Genomic DNA, 15,705 nt, shown 5'->3' on the forward strand with positions numbered 1-15,705 from the left:
GTGCTGGTGAATATTGAAAATCTCAGGATCGGTTTTCCGACGCGGTCCGGCGGTATCTCCGAGGCGGTCAAGGGCGTTTCGCTGCATCTCGGTCGTGAGAAGCTCGGCATCGTCGGCGAATCGGGATCCGGCAAGAGCCTGACGGCGCGGGCGCTGCTGAAACTTCTGCCGCCCCAGGCAAAGGTGGAAGCCGACGCCATCAATTTTGACGGTATCGATATCCTCAAGGCCAATGAACGTGGCATGCGCCAGATCCGCGGCAAGCGGGCCGGTTTCATTCTGCAGGATCCGAAATATTCGCTCAATCCGGTGAAATCCATTGGTTCCCAGGTGGCTGAAAGCTGGCGTTTCCACAAGGGCGGCAGCCGGCGCGAAGCGCGCGAGGCAGCGATCGATCTGCTCGACAAGGTGCAGATCCGCAATCCGCGTGACGTCGCCAGTTCCTATCCGCACGAGGTCTCCGGCGGCATGGGCCAGCGTGTCATGATCGCCATGATGCTGGCGCCCGATCCGGAACTTCTGATTGCCGATGAGCCGACATCGGCGCTGGACGCCACCGTTCAGGCGGAAATCATGCGGCTGATCGACCGGCTTGTCTCGGAGCGTGGCATGGGGCTGATCATGATCAGTCATGACCTGTCACTGGTATCGCATTTCTGTGACCGGGTCATGGTCATGTATGCCGGCCATGTGGTTGAAGAGCTTGAAGCATCCGAACTTGCGCGGGCGAAACATCCCTACACGAAAGGGCTCTTGAACTGCATGCCGTCGCTCACGCATCCGCGTGATGAGCTGCCCGTGCTGCAACGCGATCCGGAGTGGCTGAAATGATCGACATTGCTATCGACAACCTGCGCATCGCCTTTTCCGGACGAGAGGTGGTGAAGGGCGTTTCCTTCCATGTCGAGGCCGGCGGCAGTTTCGGCATCGTCGGCGAAAGCGGCTCGGGCAAATCCACCGTTCTGCGCGCTTTGGCTGGTCTCAATGACGACTGGCAGGGGCGGATTTCCTTTGGCGGCAGCGCCGTCGGGGCAAAGCGCGACCGCGCCTTTTTCCGCAAGGTGCAGATGGTGTTCCAGGACCCTTATGGCTCGCTGCATCCGCGCCAGACGATCGATCGCATCCTGAGCGAGTTGCCGCTGGTTCACGGCATGGACCGGATCGACCAGCGCATTGCCAGTGCGCTTGACGATGTTGCCCTGCCGCAATCGGTCCGGTTCCGTTTTCCGCATCAGCTTTCCGGTGGCCAGCGCCAGCGCGTCGCGATTGCCCGCGCCCTGATTGCCGAGCCTGAGGTGCTGTTGCTCGACGAGCCGACGTCGGCGCTCGATGTTTCGGTGCAGGCAGAAATTCTCAATCTGCTTGTGGCGCTGCGCCGCGAGCATAATCTCACCTATGTCATGGTCAGCCATAATCTGGCGGTCGTTGCGCATATGTGTGCCAATGTCGGCGTCATGCTGGGTGGCGAGATGGTGGAGCAGGTGACGGCAGAAAAATTGCGTCTCGGCGATGTCTCTCACGCGCATACGAAAGAATTGCGGGCGCTCAGTATTGAGCTGGAAGAACCGGAGACGGATGTTTTGCCCTGAAACGGGCCTTGGCAATAGCAGGATATAAGGACATGACAGTGTTGGACTGGAACGCGGCGGAACGGGCAGCCAGAGGATTTTCCGCAGGCTGGGGCGCGGATGAGCCGGGGGGCGCGATCATTGTCTTCGACGCATCCGGTCCGCAGCTTGTCATGGCGGGCGGTCTTGAAAGTCTTGCGACCAAGACGCCGTTCTCCGCCAGCAGCGTCGTCCGCTATGCCTCGGTCACCAAACATGCCTTTGCGGCCTCCATGCTTTCGCATGGGGATGTGATTGCACTCGATGAGACGCTGTCGCGCCACCTGCCGGAACTTCAGGCGCCCCTTGCAGACGTGACGGTCGGTCAGGCGCTGGATATGACCGGCGGCCTGCCGGATGTGCGCGAATGCCTCACCCTTCTGGGGCTTTCCGTTTTCACCGAAACCAAATCCGGGCCGCTGCTCGATTTCCTGTTCCGGATGAACCGGCTGAATTTCGCCGCCGGTTCTGAGATTTCCTATTCGAATACAGGCTACCGGCTGGTTGAGGCGGCGCTTGAGCGCAAGGGCCTGTTTTTCCGTGACTATATCCGCAAGCAGGGTGAAGCGCTTGGTGTCGTGCTCGATGCGCCGGATGTCTGGAATGATCCGGTCGATGGTCTTGTGCCTGGCTACTGGCATGATGGCGCGCGCTGGCAGCTTTCCGCCGCCGGCCTGCATATCTCCGCCTCCGGCAGCATGACCGGCAGTGCCACGGCGCTGGCCCGCTGGGTCGGCGCGCTGATGGCGGGCAAGGGGGCATATGCGGGCATTTTTGACCGGCTGGCGCGCCCGCGCCATTTTGCTGATGGAAGCGAAACCGGCTATGGTCTCGGCATCCGTCAGGTGGTGCTCGGTTCCCGCATGCTTTACGGCCATGGCGGATCGCATCCGGGCTACAAGAGCCATTTCCTCGTTGATCGCGACAGCCAGACGGGGATTGTCGTCGTCGCCAATCGTGAAGACGTCAATGCCTACAAGATCGCGCTGGAAACCATGGCTGCACTGACCGGCGCGGCGCTGCCGGTTGCAGGCGATGCCCTGCCGGACGGGCTTTATGTGACGGAAAGCGGTCCGTGGTGGCTGGAGGTCAGGGGGGCGGCGCTCACCTATCTCGACAATGAAGACACGCTCTATAGGGATGAGGGCGATCGCGTATCGACACGCTCGCCGACTTCGCCCGCCCTGTTGCGATACGATGGTGCGGCGATCACCGGCGTGATCGGCCATGCCGAACGCCGCTTTCTCCCGGCCCATGATGATGGTGTGCCTGAGGCGCTTTCAGGGCGGTGGCTGTCGCCCGAAGGCGCGCTGCTGGAGGTCGACGGCGATGCCGTGGTCATGGGCATCGGGCCGGTGCGCCAGCGCATGCCTTTGACAGCGCTGGGCAGGGGGCGTTTTCTGTTTACCCTCGTTGATGGCCCGTGGACCAAGCGGATCCTGCTCCACCTTTTGGATGACGACCGGCTGGAACTGGTGCTGAGCCGCGCCCGCATGATCGAATACCAGCGCCTTACTTAAGTCTTACGACGTTGCCAAATGGCGCCTGAAGCCTTACAGAAGGCCGCTTTCAGCCCGGCATGCGGGCTGCCGCTCAGGAATGCGCTATGGAAGTGAAATGGCTTGAGGATTTTCTGGCTCTGGCAGCGACGCTCAATTTTTCCCGGGCGGCGGAAGAGCGGCATGTCACCCAGTCAGCCTTTTCGCGGCGTATCCGTCAGCTCGAAGCCTGGCTGGGAACGACCCTGGTTGATCGCGCCACCTATCCCTCACGGCTGACCGATGCCGGCGTGCGGTTCCTGCCTGTTGCCACGCAGATGCTGCAGGACCTCTATGATGTCCGGAAAAGTTTTCAGGCCGAGGAAATGGCCGAAGCGCGGCAGGTGACACTGACCGCGCTGCACACGCTGTCATTCACCTTCTTCCCGTCCTGGTTTACCCGGCTGAACCGGAGGATTGGTGATCTGGCCTCGCAGATGCTGCCCGATTCCGGCTCGCTGGAGGAAAATGTGATCTCGCTGGTCGACGGGCGATCGGATTTTCTGCTGACCTATCAGCATCCCGTCGTGCCGATGCTGCTGGATCCCGGCCAGTTCGAATATTATCAGCTTGGCCGCGAAACCATATTGCCGGTCAGCGCGCCTGCGCCGGACGGAACGCCGCTGCACAGGATTGAAAACGGTTTTCACTCGGTCGCCTATCAGAAGGTGTCCTTCTTCGGGCAATTGGTGTCCGGGGCGCTGGCTGACCGCCTGCCGGAGGAAAACTGCGTTCATGTCGGCAGCATGTCTGTCGGATTGAAGGCGATGGCTGCGGCCGGCTGGGGCGTGGTCTGGGTGCCCGAAAGCCTGGTGGGCGCGGAAATTGCGGCCGGAACGCTGGTCGAGGCCGGTGCGGGTGACTGGCGCATCGACGTGGATATCCGGCTTTACCGCTCGCGCGAGAACCGGCGCGCCATTGTCGAGAGGATCTGGGCGGAACTGGCCCGCCCGGATTTTTGATCGCCGTCTCAGATGCCGTTCCTGCGGGCGTTTTCGATATAGAGTTCACGCAGGCGCTGATAGACCGGTCCGGGCTTGCCTGTTCCGACTGGCCTTCCGTCGATTTCGACAATCGGCGCGATGAAGTTGGAGGCGCTGGTCAAACAGATCTCTTCGGCTTCCAGTGCTTCCTTCAGCGTGAAGGGCCGTTCTTCAATGGCAAGATCCGCCTCGCGCGCCAGATCGAGAATGGCAAGACGGGTGCAGCCTGGCAGGGTGATCTGGCTGTTGCCGCGGGTGATGATCTTGCCGTCGCTTGTGATCAGATAGGCCGTCGATGACGCCCCCTCGGTGACGAAATCGCCGTCAAGCATCCAGGCCTCACCGCAGCCGGCAGCCTTGGCCTCCCGCTTGGCGATAACCTGCGGCAGAAGGCAGATCGTCTTGATGTCGCGACGGGCCCAGCGCTGGTCGGGGACAGTCTTGACCCTGATGCCCTTTTCAGCACTCGCCGCATGCTCGATGTTCTTTGCCTGGGTGAACAGCAGCAGCGTCGGCTTGAGATCGTCCGAATAGAGGAAATTCCGGTCCTCGGCACCGCGGGTGAACTGGAGATAGACCACGCCTTCGTTGAGGCCATTCTCGGCGATCAGCTGCTTCTCGATGGCAACGATCGCGTCGGTCGAGATCGGCAGTCTGCCGTCGATCTCACGGACACTGCGTTCAAGGCGGGCCATATGAAGGTCGCTGTCAATCAGCTTGCCGTCCAGCACGGCGGTGACTTCGTAGATGCCGTCGCCGAACAGGAAACCACGGTCAAAAATGGAGATATGGGCTTCGTTTTCAGGAAGAAAGGCGCCGTTCAGATAGACAATGCGGGTCCGTTCACCGGACATGGGAGTTCCTTTCGGTCAGGATTGAGAAGGGATCAGCGGCTCTGCGCGGGCAGTCTCAGAGCGTCGAAGAAGGAGGTCCGGGCTTTGGCTGTATCGTAGCCTTCAAGCGGGATCGCCATCGCAAGCGAATTGATGATTGCCTCTTCGCTTGCCTCGATTGCCGCCTCAAACAGCGGCGAGATGCTTTCATTGGCAAGGTCTTCAGCCGTTGCGACACCGCGCCTGCGTTTTGCCGTCCGCCGCACTGCCTCATGGGTGGAAAAGGCCAGCGCATAGTCGCCCGATCCGTTCGAAAGGGCAGCGCCCGTGCGGGCAAGGCCGCCGAAACAGCGCTCGGCAAGGCGGGTCAGATTGCGGGACAGAAGCGGCGCGTCGGTCGCCAGAACCATGACGATGGAGCCGTCCTTGTCGGCGTGAACGTCGTTCTCAAACGCGCGGCCGTCAATGCGCAGGCTGCCACCGAAATTGGACTGGACGAGGATGCCGAGCCGATAGGTCTCGCCGGCGACCGGCACCAGGCGCGACGCCGTGCCGATACCGCCTTTCAGGCCAAAGGCAACGGTTCCGGTCCCGGCTCCGACGGCGCCTTCCGCCACCGGGCCGCTGCGTGCGATCTTGATCGAGGCGATCATCTCGCTGATGCTCGGTCTTTGTGCACGGATATCGTTGAGGCGGGAATCATTGGTTTCCCCGACCACGGCATTGAGCGAGGTGACGCGCTCATTGCCGGGCTGTTCCAGCGTGAAACGGTTGATCGCCTCGATTGCGCGGCCAACGGCAAGCGTATTGGTCAAAAGGATCGGGGTTTCGATTTCGCCAAGCTCGGCGATCTGCGTGCTGCCGGCGAATTTTCCATATCCGTTCAGCACCTTGAACCCGGCCGGCACCTTGTTTTGAAACAGATTGCCGCCATGCGGCAGGATTGCGGTCGCGCCGGTGCGGGTCCGCTCTCCCTCGATCAGCGTCGCGTGGCCCACCAGTACACCGGCAACATCGGTAATGGCGTTCAGCGGCCCGGTTTCATACCGGCCAAACGTGATACCGAGGGTTCTTGGTCTGACAGGTGCCGGATTTTGCATTGCTTTCCCCGCGTTCTGGCTTTCGCCGGTGACCTTATCGGGCGATCTGCGCCGAGGGTAACGCAAAGTTCGAATAGTTTCAGACCGGCTTTGCAAGAGGGCATGGCGGTGCGGATCCGGGCGTTCGGCGGGCCGCTGGCGCGGCGGCCGGCGACGCGCGCTCTATTCTGTGGCAAGACCGCCAGAAAGCCCCGCGCTCAGATGGTCCAGCAGCGCTTCAAGCCGCCGCGGCTGGCGCTGGCGCGGCGGAAATACCGCATAAAGATTGGTCGCCTCCGTCGTATAGGGCTCGAGCGCCGTCTCAAGCCGTCCGGCCGCAAGATCGAAGGCAATGTCGAAGGTTGATTTCAGCACCACGCCCGCACCGGCGATCGCCCAGTCCTTCAGCACCTGACCGTCATTGGCGGTGCGATCACCGCTGATGCGGACGCGGAAACGCTTGCCCTTGTGGCCAAATGACCAGCTTGCCTGGGTTTCTCCGGGGGTGGCGAAGACCATGCAGTTATGCTCCGTGAGCGCTTCGGGATCGGCAGGCTTTCCATGCCGTGCCCAATAGGCCGGCGCCGCGCAAACGCATTTGTGGCCGCGAACGATCAGCCGGGCGCGCAGATCGGAGCTCTGCAACGGTCCGGTGCGCAGGCCAAGGTCGAGCCCGGCATCCACCAGATCAACCACCGAATCACTGAGATAGAGCTGCACGTTGACGTTTGGATGGCGTTTCATGAATGCCTCGATCAGCGGCGCGATGCGCTGGCGCCCGAGATCCATGGTTGCTGTCATCCGGATGGTGCCAGATAGTGGCCCGTCCTCGGAGAAACTGCCCATCAGCGCGTCGAGATCCGTCAGTACGCGGCTGCATTCCTGGAGAAAACGTTCGCCTTCCGGCGTCAGCGCCATGCTGCGGGTGGTGCGGTTGATCAGCTGGGTGCCGATCCGTTCTTCCAGCTGTTTCAGCCCGAGCGTTACCGTAGACGGCGCAACGCCCCAGGCGCGCGAGACCGCCGAAAGCGAGCCGCGCTCGGCAATCGCCACGAACAGGCGCATCAGGGTCGGATCATCCATTCTTCATTACCATCGAAAAGTCATTTGTATTCTTGAAACATTCTTTTTCAACAGACGCAATATATCTCTAGATGCAGCACAACACGAAGTCGCGGATAGTCCGATGCAGCAAAGAACGCCTCAAACACCTGACCGATACGCACCATCCCAGACGCCGCATGCCCTTGTCGCCGGCGGGCTCGGCGTCATCGGGCGCAATCTGGTGACCTATCTTGCCGATACGCTCGGCTGGAAAGTCAGCGCCATATCCCGCCGGGCACCGGATTTCGAAACCGCGGCCCATTATCTATCGGTTGATCTTGCCGATGAAACGGCGAGCCGCGCGGCGATTGTCGAGGCCGGGCCTTTCACCCATGTATTTTATGCGGCCTATCAGGAACATGATGATCCCAAGGCGCAGGTCGATATCAATCTGACCATGCTGAAAAACTGTGTCAGTGCCGCGGAGGCGGCATCGCCGGCGCTGGAGCGGGTTCTGCTCTATGAGGGTGCCAAATATTACGGGGCCCATCTCGGTGCCTTTGTCACCCCGGCGCATGAGGATCATCCGCGGGTCATGCCGCCATTGTTCTATTATGATCAGGAGGACTGGCTGAAAGCCTATGCCGGGGGAAAATCCTGGTCATTCGTGGTGCTCCGGCCGGATGTGGTCTGTGGTTTTGCCATCGGCAATCCGATGAACCTTGCCATGGTCATCGCTGTCTATGCCGCGATTTCGAAGGAACTGGGCTTGCCGTTGCGGTTTCCGGGATCACCCACTTGCTATGGAAAGCTGGCCCAGGTGACGGATGCTGCCCAGCTCGCGGAAGGTTCCGTCTTCGCCGCAACCGAAGCACCGGCCGATACCGCCTATAACCTCACCAATGGCGATATCTTCCGCTGGTCGCAGCTGTGGAAGCGCATCGCTGCCTATTTCGACATGGATCCGGCGGAGCCGATGCCGATCAGTCTTGCGACCATGATGGCCGACAAAGCGCCACTGTGGGAGACGATCAAGGCAAAATATGGTCTTGCCGATGTGCCCTTCGACAAGGTCGCCGCCTGGGGCTTCGGGGATTTCATCTTCAATTGCGACTGGGATGTCATCTCCTCCACCACGCGGATCCGTCAGGCTGGCTTTGCCTCTGTCGTCGATAGTGAAACGATGTTCATCCGTCTGTTTGACGAATTTCGCGAAAGGAAGATCATTCCATGACCATCCGGGGTATCGAACATATCGGCATCACCGTGCCCGATCACGGTGAGGCTGTTGCCTTCTTCGCCGAAGCCTTTGGTGCAGAAGTGCTGTTCTCGCTGACGGACAAGACAAAAGCGCCGCTGAAGGGGACGGATCTTGCCGCCAAGAACGGTCTCAATGCCAAGGCTGCCATCGTCGCCGTTTCGATGCTGCGTCTTGCCAATGGTGCCAATATCGAGATTTTCGAGATCGATCATCCCGGTCGGCCTGGCGGTGGCAATATCGCCGATATCGGCATCAGCCATTTCTCGATCAATGTCGATGATATTGACGCGGCCGCAGCGCGCTTTGCCAGGGCCGGCGGCACGCTGATGGAGGGTCCCTACGGGTTGACCGGGCAGGAAGAAGGTCCGGGCAATCTCGGGCGTTTCGGTCTGACGCCCTGGGGGCTGCTGATCGAGTTCGAAAGCTTTTCTTCTCCCATGAATTACGACCCAGGCACTGCGGCTGAGCGCTGGCTGCCGGACAGCGATGAGGACAAATGACATGATGCTTGAAGGACAGAAAGTGCTGGTACTGGGCGGTTCGTCCGGTATCGGTTTCGGCGTGGCAAAGGCCGCGCTTGAACAGGGTGCAGCCGTGACGATCGCTTCCCGCTCACGGGAGAAGGTCGCCGGGGCACTGGCGCGTCTCACCGGCTCGGTGGACGGGACGGTTCTTGATACCGGCGACGCGGCAATGCTTGAAGCCTTTTTCGCTGCGCGCGATCCCTTTGATCATGTCTTTTCATCGGCGGCCAGCACCAAGGTTGCCGCGGTTAGGACGCTGCCGCTTGAAGACGCCTATGCGTCATTCAATTCGAAATTCTGGGGCGCCTACCGGCTCGCCCGTGCCGCCCGCATCGCCGATGGCGGTTCGCTTACCTTCACCACCGGCTTTCTCTCGGTGCGGCCGAAAGCGGGGGCGGCCATCCAGGGGGCGATCAATGCCGGCATCGAGGGGCTTGCCCGTGGTCTGGCGCTTGAATTCGCGCCGGTGCGCGTCAATTGCGTCGCGCCGGGGCTGATCATGACGGAGATGTACGACACGCTTGCCGGCGATGGCCGCAAGGCGATGTTCGAAGGCGCCGCAGCGCGCCTGCCAACAGGACGGGTCGGTACGCCGGACGATGTGGCCATTCAGGCGCTCGCCTTCATGGCGAACCCCTACATGACCGGTTCGACGGTCTTTGTCGATGGCGGAGGGGCCATCGCCTGACACCGCCTGAAAAGAGTTTGAAGGAGAATAATCATGAAATTTCTCAACGCCTTCGAAGAAGCGAAGGGGGCAACGCCCTACGGCATTTTTCTCATGCGCCTGGTTCTGGCCCTCTATTGGGGCGTCCACTGGTGCTACAAGGTCATTCATCAGGGCATGGGCGCGACCGAGCATATGTTTGTCGGTCTCGGCTATCCTGCCTGGTTTGCCTGGGGCGATATCACCCTGGAGGTGATTGCCGTCATCTGCATGGTGCTCGGCCTTTATGTGCGCACCATGTCGCTGGCGCTTCTGGTCATCCTGGTGCCGGCGCTGGAGGTCTGGATCCCGAACGGAATCTGGGCCATCAATGGCGGCTATGAGTTCCCGATGCTGTGGATATTCATGCAGATCGTTCTCGCCATTCTCGGCCCCGGTGCCTTCGCCATGAAGACGTTGAAACGTTTCGATGCGCCTGCGCATGCGCTGCGCTGAAATTTGAAAAATCACGAAAGGTTTGGACTATGGACAGGAAACCGCTCGGAAAGACCGGGCTTGAAATCGCGCCGATCGTCTTTGGCGGAAATGTGTTTGGCTGGACGCTTGATGAGGCGGCAAGCTTTCGCGTTCTCGATGCCTTCATCGATCATGGTTTCAATGCCATTGATACTGCGGATGTCTATTCCGCCTGGGTTGATGGAAACAAGGGCGGAGAATCCGAGACGATTCTCGGGCGCTGGTTTGCAGCCCGTCCGGGCATGCGCGACAGGGTGGCGCTGTTTACCAAGGTCGGCTCGGATATGGGCGGGCCAGGCGAAAAAGGACTGTCCGAGCGCTGGATTCTCGAGGCGGTCGAGCACTCGCTGAAGCGACTTCAGACGGACCATATCGATCTCTATTTTTCCCACTGGCCGGATGCAGACGTTGCCCATGGCGAGACGCTGGGCGCCTATGACAAGCTCATCAAGGCCGGCAAGATCGGCGCCATCGGTGCCTCGAATTATGATGCGGAAATGGTGGCAAACGCGCTTTGTATTGCAAAGTCCGAGGGCCTGCCTGCCTATCAGGTGCTGCAGCCGGAATATAATCTCTATGATCGCGATAGTTTCGACGGCCCGTTGCGGGACCTTGCAATCAAGGAAGATCTCGGCGTGATTACCTATTTCAGCCTCGCCTCCGGCTTCCTCTCCGGCAAGTACCGCTCCGAAGCGGATCTGAAGGGGCGCAAACGCGCTGGCATGGTCGAAAAATACCTGACCGAACGCGGTATGAAGCTTCTGGATGTTCTAGAGGAGGTTGCCGCCGCGCATTCGGCCAGACCGGCGGAAGTGGCGCTTGCCTGGCTGATCGCGCGCAAGGGCGTAACCGCGCCGATCGCTTCAGCCACCGCGGTTGAACAGGTCGAAAGCTTCGCCCGTGCGGCCAGCCTGGCCCTGGCCGATGATGAGCTTGCCGCGCTCAGCGATGCCGGCAACTGACGGGGCGCTCCCGTTTTGAAACATGCTCGCCGGTCGCAGATGCTGCGGCCGGCTTTTGTGTCTGCTATCCTGGCCGGAGCTGATACCGGGCGCCACTTGCGCTGCGCCGGTGCCAGGGGTCAAATTCACCCGTCAGATCCAATTCCACGCCGTTGCGCATATAAGCCTTGGCCCCAGCTTCTTGAAGCCTTTTGCACTGTGGGCCAGACTGCAGAATCAGGTGCTGTGGCATCACTGCCAGGCAGGTGAAGTGAAAGGCTTGAGATATGTCGGATGACTGGGCGATCGCGCTGCACGGCGGCGCCGGCACGATTTTGAAAGAGACGATGACACCGGAAAGGGAGGCGGCCTACCGCCAGGGGCTCGAGGCAGCCCTTGCTGCCGGTCGCGCCGTGCTTGAGGCAGGCGGTGCTGCCGAAGATGCGGTCGAGGCAAGCGTGATCGCGCTGGAGGACGATCCGCTCTTCAATGCCGGGCGGGGAGCCGTCCTGACGGCCGATGGCGGCTTCGAGCTTGATTCCGCCATCATGCGCGGACACGACCTGGCCGTGGGCGCGGTCTTTTCCGTGTGTGATGTGGCCAATCCCATCAGGCTGGCGCGCCTGGTGATGGATTACTCGCCGCATGTGGCCTTTTGCGGTGAAGGCGCATCGCGCTTTGCCCGTGCCGGTGGGTTGCCTGCTGTACCGCCCGCCTATTTCGAGACCGCGCATCGGCGGCAGCAACTGGAAAAGGCCCGCGCCGCCAATGTGATTTCGCTTGATCACAATGACAACAAGTTCGGCACCGTTGGTGCGGTTGCGCGCGACGCCAGGGGCAATCTCGCTGCGGCGACCTCCACCGGGGGCATGACCAACAAGGCTGTGGGGCGGATCGGCGATAGTCCGGTCATTGGCGCAGGCACCTATGCCAGCAATGCGTCCTGCGCCGTTTCGGCAACCGGGCATGGCGAATTGTTCATCCGCCTGACGGTCGCCCGTGATATTGCCGCCATGATGGAATATGGCGGCCTATCGCTGATCGAGGCGTCGCGGCGCAAGGTGCTGGTTGAACTGGCTACACTCGAAGCCGAGAGTGGCGGGATCATTGCGGTCGGCAGAACGGGCGATCCGGTTCTCGTCTTCAATTCCGCCGGCATGTACCGCGCCGCGCAGAGTGCCGGCGGAGAGCCCGTTATTGCCATCTACCGCGACGGCGACTGATCGGGGAACTGATTTTCATCTGGGCAAAATGGCGAAGCTGCCGGCATTCTGCCGGCGGTCGTTTCCGCCTCGTAGCTGGCGGTACCGGCGATGGCCTGGCCACACATCTGCTGCTGCAAGCCTATGTTCCAGCCCATATGCGCCCCGAATGCCTTTGGTTGTCGGGGGCTGCCGTCAAACGTCGCGGCGCCAGGAAATCATAAATAACGACATAAAATCAATATATTGATCATTTTCATCAATGTGATCCAGCGATCCTTCGACCGTGTCGGGCCACCGGCGCGGCAGCTTTTCTGCGCGCCTCGGCAATTGCAGCGGCCCAGCTTTGTCGCTGTTCGGAACCGCATGGGACTTGACACCGCAGACCAATTTACCTTTAATGACGTAATAATGATCTATAGTTCATAACTGTGGAATAAGTAAGGGAACTCAAATGCTGAAGAGACTGCTTCTGGCAGCGACCTGCATGGCGCTGCCGCTCGTACCCATGGCTGCAAACGCGTCTGGAATCATTGATGTCGCGACGATCGGCGAGCCGCCGACCCTCGATCCGATGGCTTCGACTGCCGATGTTGTCGGCATGACGACGCAGCATATTTTTGAAACGCTTTTCACCTATGACGATCAGTGGAATGTCGTGCCACTTCTGGCCGAGACCATGCCGGAGATTTCCGGTGACGGCACGATCTACGACATCAAGCTCCGCGACAATGTCCCCTTCCATGACGGCACGATCATGGATTCGAGCGATGTGGTTGCCTGCATTGAGCGCTGGATGGATATCGCATCGCGCGGCAAGCAGGCGGCTCCCTATATCAAGAGCGTGACGGCAACGGGCGATGACACGATCCGTATCGAGCTCAACAAGCCCTATGCTCCGCTTCTGTCGCTGCTCGCCTTCAACAATTCGGCCGCCGTCATCATGCCGAAGGAAGATCTGGCCGAGCCGTTGACCAAGTTCATCGGCACGGGCCCCTATATGCTCAAGGATCACAAGGCCGACCAGTATATCCAGCTTGTCCGCTTCGATGATTATGCAGCCCGCAGCGAGCCGGCCAGCGGCTTTGGCGGCAAGCGCGAAGCGATCCTCGACGAGATCCGTTTTGTTCCGGTCGCCGACGCCAATACGCGTCTTGAAGGCATTTCCTCGGGCCAGTTCGACTATGCCGACTCGCTGCCGACGGAAAGCTATGACCGCCTCGAAAAGTCCGACAAGGCGCTTCCGGTTATCCTGGCGCCCTATGGCGCGCCCGTCTTCGTGATGAACACGAAGGAAGGCATGATGACCAACAAGGAAATCCGCCACGCCGTGCAGGAAGCGCTCAATCCGGAAGACATGCTGCTCGCCGCTTTCGGCGACAAGCGCTTCTTCGCCGTCGACGGCTCGCTTTATCCGGAAGGCTATGTCTGGCACACCGACAAGGGCGTCGAACGCTATGGCGACGGCGACCCGGAAGCGGCTGCCAAGATGCTGAAAGAGGCCGGTTATGATGGCAGCACGCTGCGCATCCTCACCAGCCGCCAGTATGAGTTTCATTACAAGATGGCTCAGGTTGCCGCCGAATATCTGAAGGCTGCCGGTTTCAAGGTCGATCTGGAAGTCTATGACTGGGCAACGCTGACCCAGCGCCGTGCCGATCCGGGTCTTTGGGATATCTTCATCACCCATGGTCCGTTCCCGGCAGAGCCGGCGCTCAATGGCTGGATGTCTGATGATTATCCGGGCTGGTGGGCATCTGCCGAAAAGCATGCCGTTACCGATCCCTTCCTGGCGGAATCCGATCCGGCCAAGCGCAAGGAACTTTTCGGCGAGGTTCAGGCCGCATTCTATGATGATGCGCCGGTCTTCAAGGTCGGTGACTTCAATTCGCTGAGCGGTGAAGCCAAGACGCTGGAAGACTTCAACCCGTCGCCCTGGCCTTATTTCTGGAATGTCAGCACCGAAAACGGCAAGTGAGCCGTTTCGGATCTGAAGATCAAGTTTCCGGCGCCCCTTTCGGGGCGTCGGTCTCACCCCCCTTTTCAATAGTGTGCATTCCGGCCCGGCCTGTCGCCGCAGTTCTGCGGCGGATGGCGTCTAGCGGCTGCTGACGGATCGTGATCGATGGTGCGTAAATTTCCGCGTGATTTTCTCTGGGGTGTCGCGGCCTCTGCCTACCAGACCGAAGGAGCAACCGAGACAGACGGTCGCGGGATGAGCGTCTGGGATGCCTACGCCAAGGTTCCGGGCAATATCGTCAATGGTGATACCGCCGATATCGCCTGCGATCACTATCATCGCTATCCCGAGGATATCGCGCTGATGCGCGGCCTTGGCGTCAGCGCCTACCGGCTTTCGATCGCCTGGCCGCGGATTTTCCCCGATGGCAGGGGCAAGGTGAACGCACGCGGTCTCGATTTCTATGACCGGCTGATCGATCTGATGCTGCATGAGGGGATCGAGCCCTGGATCTGCCTGCATCACTGGGACATGCCGGTTGCCATCGAGGCGGAGGGCGGCTGGCGCTCGCGCGATACGGCCAGCATCTTTGGCGATTATGCCGCCGAGGTGGCGCGGCATTTTGCTGACAGGGTCAAGCGCTTTGCGCCGATCAACGAGCCCAATGTCATTCCCTGGGTTGCCTATAATCTTGGCCGTCATGCGCCGGGCAAGCAGAGTTACGAAGCCTGCCTGCAATCGATTCACAATCTCAATCTCGCCCATGGCAAAACGGTCAGCGCCGTCCGCGCCGAAGCGCCGGGCGCAGAAATCGGCAATATCGTCTCGCTTGGTCCGGTGCGTCCGCATTATGACGACGCGGCACATGAAGAGGCGCGCGTCTTCGGTGACTGCATCTGGCGGCGGGTGATGGTCGATCCGCTCTGGCTCGGCAAGTATCCTGAACCGCTCGCCGAAAAGATCGCGCCGCTGATCAGGCCCGGCGACATGGAGGAAATCAGCCAGAAGCTCGATTTCTTCGGTCTCAACCACTACAACCCAGTCTTCGTCGCGCCCAATCCGAACGCGACTCTTGGCTATTCGGAGGTGATGCCGCCGTCCGGCATGGGCCCGCTCACCGATGTCAACTGGGTCGTTGACCCGATGGCCTTCCTCGAGCAGATCCGCGACACCTCCAACCGCTATGGCCGGCCGCCGATCTATATCACTGAAAATGGCGCCTCCTATCCCGATGCCTTGCGGCCTGATCGCACGGTCCTCGACCAGGAGCGGATTTCCTATTTCAGCCAGTATCTCGGCGCGCTGCTGGATGCCCTTGATGAGGGGCATGATGTGCGCGGCTATTTCGCCTGGTCGCTGATGGACAATTTCGAGTGGGGACGCGGTTTCTCCAAGCGTTTCGGCCTCGTCTATGTCGACTACCCGACGCTGCAACGCATCCCCAAGGCTTCCTATCACTGGCTGGCCGGGGTCATCGCTGACAATGCGCTGTGACGACCTTCATCAAGGATACGGGCCGCTTGTGATGCGTGCGGCCCGCCGAAACGGAA

Annotated in this window: 15 protein-coding genes; 12 read left to right on the top strand and 3 right to left on the bottom strand. The window is 60.5% G+C overall.

The window, feature by feature from the left end; translation table 11 throughout:
- The 4 genes from HCK86_RS05815 (at window position 1) to HCK86_RS05830 (ending at window position 4,107) form a co-directional block, all read left to right on the top strand.
- Window positions 1–831, top strand: coding sequence for an ABC transporter ATP-binding protein (locus HCK86_RS05815; RefSeq protein ID WP_176083533.1), 831 nt, complete (start codon window positions 1–3; stop codon window positions 829–831).
- The gene (locus tag HCK86_RS05820) at window positions 828–1,589 is read left to right on the top strand and encodes an ABC transporter ATP-binding protein (RefSeq protein WP_176083534.1); all 762 of its coding nucleotides are present in this window, start codon (window positions 828–830) and stop codon (window positions 1,587–1,589) included. Before HCK86_RS05815 ends, HCK86_RS05820 begins: the two co-directional genes overlap by 4 nt.
- Window positions 1,590–1,621: 32 nt before the next feature.
- Window positions 1,622–3,127 (top strand): serine hydrolase domain-containing protein, encoded by a 1,506-nt coding sequence (locus HCK86_RS05825; protein ID WP_176083535.1) that lies wholly within the window; start codon window positions 1,622–1,624, stop codon window positions 3,125–3,127.
- A gap of 86 nt (window positions 3,128–3,213) precedes the next feature.
- Entirely contained in the window at window positions 3,214–4,107 is an 894-nt protein-coding gene (locus HCK86_RS05830; RefSeq protein WP_176083536.1) for a LysR family transcriptional regulator, read from the top strand.
- Window positions 4,108–4,115: 8 nt separating this feature from the next.
- Here the strand turns inward: HCK86_RS05830 and HCK86_RS05835 are convergent, their stop codons facing one another.
- The 3 genes from HCK86_RS05835 to HCK86_RS05845 all read right to left on the bottom strand — a co-directional run bounded on the left by HCK86_RS05835 (window position 4,116) and on the right by HCK86_RS05845 (window position 7,123).
- Window positions 4,116–4,982 (bottom strand): D-amino-acid transaminase, encoded by an 867-nt coding sequence (locus tag HCK86_RS05835; protein ID WP_176083537.1) that lies wholly within the window; start codon window positions 4,980–4,982, stop codon window positions 4,116–4,118.
- 32 nt (window positions 4,983–5,014) lie between these two features.
- Window positions 5,015–6,061, bottom strand: coding sequence for a P1 family peptidase (locus HCK86_RS05840; RefSeq protein ID WP_176083538.1), 1,047 nt, complete (start codon window positions 6,059–6,061; stop codon window positions 5,015–5,017).
- A 162-nt stretch (window positions 6,062–6,223) separates the two neighbouring features.
- The gene (locus HCK86_RS05845) at window positions 6,224–7,123 is read right to left on the bottom strand and encodes a LysR family transcriptional regulator (RefSeq protein WP_176083539.1); all 900 of its coding nucleotides are present in this window, start codon (window positions 7,121–7,123) and stop codon (window positions 6,224–6,226) included.
- A 103-nt stretch (window positions 7,124–7,226) separates the two neighbouring features.
- On the opposite strand from HCK86_RS05845, the gene HCK86_RS05850 reads away from it, so the two are divergent.
- The 8 genes from HCK86_RS05850 (at window position 7,227) to HCK86_RS05885 (ending at window position 15,649) form a co-directional block, all read left to right on the top strand.
- Window positions 7,227–8,318 carry an SDR family oxidoreductase gene (locus tag HCK86_RS05850; protein ID WP_176083540.1) on the top strand — a complete coding sequence of 364 codons (1,092 nt, stop codon included), beginning with the start codon at window positions 7,227–7,229 and terminating at the stop codon, window positions 8,316–8,318.
- The gene (locus HCK86_RS05855; RefSeq protein WP_176083541.1) at window positions 8,315–8,845 is read left to right on the top strand and encodes a VOC family protein; all 531 of its coding nucleotides are present in this window, start codon (window positions 8,315–8,317) and stop codon (window positions 8,843–8,845) included. Before HCK86_RS05850 ends, HCK86_RS05855 begins: the two co-directional genes overlap by 4 nt.
- Before the next feature lies 1 nt (window position 8,846).
- Window positions 8,847–9,557, top strand: coding sequence for an SDR family oxidoreductase (locus HCK86_RS05860; protein ID WP_176083542.1), 711 nt, complete (start codon window positions 8,847–8,849; stop codon window positions 9,555–9,557).
- Window positions 9,558–9,590: 33 nt separating this feature from the next.
- Complete coding sequence (locus tag HCK86_RS05865; protein WP_176083543.1) at window positions 9,591–10,031, top strand: DoxX family protein; 441 nt, start codon at window positions 9,591–9,593, stop codon at window positions 10,029–10,031.
- A 29-nt stretch (window positions 10,032–10,060) separates the two neighbouring features.
- Entirely contained in the window at window positions 10,061–11,014 is a 954-nt protein-coding gene (locus tag HCK86_RS05870) for an aldo/keto reductase (RefSeq protein WP_176083544.1), read from the top strand.
- Between the two features lie 266 nt (window positions 11,015–11,280).
- Window positions 11,281–12,216 (top strand): isoaspartyl peptidase/L-asparaginase, encoded by a 936-nt coding sequence (locus HCK86_RS05875; protein WP_176083545.1) that lies wholly within the window; start codon window positions 11,281–11,283, stop codon window positions 12,214–12,216.
- Window positions 12,217–12,649: 433 nt separating this feature from the next.
- On the top strand, window positions 12,650–14,173 hold the full coding sequence (locus tag HCK86_RS05880) for an ABC transporter substrate-binding protein (RefSeq protein ID WP_176083546.1): 1,524 nt from the start codon (window positions 12,650–12,652) through the stop codon (window positions 14,171–14,173).
- 147 nt (window positions 14,174–14,320) lie between these two features.
- Window positions 14,321–15,649, top strand: coding sequence for a GH1 family beta-glucosidase (locus HCK86_RS05885; protein WP_176083547.1), 1,329 nt, complete (start codon window positions 14,321–14,323; stop codon window positions 15,647–15,649).
- Window positions 15,650–15,705: the final 56 nt, after the last annotated feature.

Source organism: Martelella sp. HB161492 (genome assembly GCF_013184775.1).
In the GTDB taxonomy this organism is placed as follows: domain Bacteria; phylum Pseudomonadota; class Alphaproteobacteria; order Rhizobiales; family Rhizobiaceae; genus Martelella.

What these genes read in the sequence shown, in the direction of transcription:
- HCK86_RS05820 (WP_176083534.1), top strand. Translation starts at nt 828, where the DNA reads ATGATCGACATTGCTATCGACAACCTGCGCATCGCCTTTTCCGGACGA.
- HCK86_RS05825 (WP_176083535.1), top strand. Translation starts at nt 1,622, where the DNA reads ATGACAGTGTTGGACTGGAACGCGGCGGAACGGGCAGCCAGAGGATTT.
- HCK86_RS05830 (WP_176083536.1), top strand. Translation starts at nt 3,214, where the DNA reads ATGGAAGTGAAATGGCTTGAGGATTTTCTGGCTCTGGCAGCGACGCTC.
- HCK86_RS05835 (WP_176083537.1), bottom strand. Translation starts at nt 4,982, where the DNA reads ATGTCCGGTGAACGGACCCGCATTGTCTATCTGAACGGCGCCTTTCTT.
- HCK86_RS05840 (WP_176083538.1), bottom strand. Translation starts at nt 6,061, where the DNA reads ATGCAAAATCCGGCACCTGTCAGACCAAGAACCCTCGGTATCACGTTT.
- HCK86_RS05845 (WP_176083539.1), bottom strand. Translation starts at nt 7,123, where the DNA reads ATGGATGATCCGACCCTGATGCGCCTGTTCGTGGCGATTGCCGAGCGC.
- HCK86_RS05850 (WP_176083540.1), top strand. Translation starts at nt 7,227, where the DNA reads ATGCAGCAAAGAACGCCTCAAACACCTGACCGATACGCACCATCCCAG.
- HCK86_RS05855 (WP_176083541.1), top strand. Translation starts at nt 8,315, where the DNA reads ATGACCATCCGGGGTATCGAACATATCGGCATCACCGTGCCCGATCAC.
- HCK86_RS05860 (WP_176083542.1), top strand. Translation starts at nt 8,847, where the DNA reads ATGATGCTTGAAGGACAGAAAGTGCTGGTACTGGGCGGTTCGTCCGGT.
- HCK86_RS05865 (WP_176083543.1), top strand. Translation starts at nt 9,591, where the DNA reads ATGAAATTTCTCAACGCCTTCGAAGAAGCGAAGGGGGCAACGCCCTAC.
- HCK86_RS05870 (WP_176083544.1), top strand. Translation starts at nt 10,061, where the DNA reads ATGGACAGGAAACCGCTCGGAAAGACCGGGCTTGAAATCGCGCCGATC.
- HCK86_RS05875 (WP_176083545.1), top strand. Translation starts at nt 11,281, where the DNA reads ATGTCGGATGACTGGGCGATCGCGCTGCACGGCGGCGCCGGCACGATT.
- HCK86_RS05880 (WP_176083546.1), top strand. Translation starts at nt 12,650, where the DNA reads ATGCTGAAGAGACTGCTTCTGGCAGCGACCTGCATGGCGCTGCCGCTC.
- HCK86_RS05885 (WP_176083547.1), top strand. Translation starts at nt 14,321, where the DNA reads ATGGTGCGTAAATTTCCGCGTGATTTTCTCTGGGGTGTCGCGGCCTCT.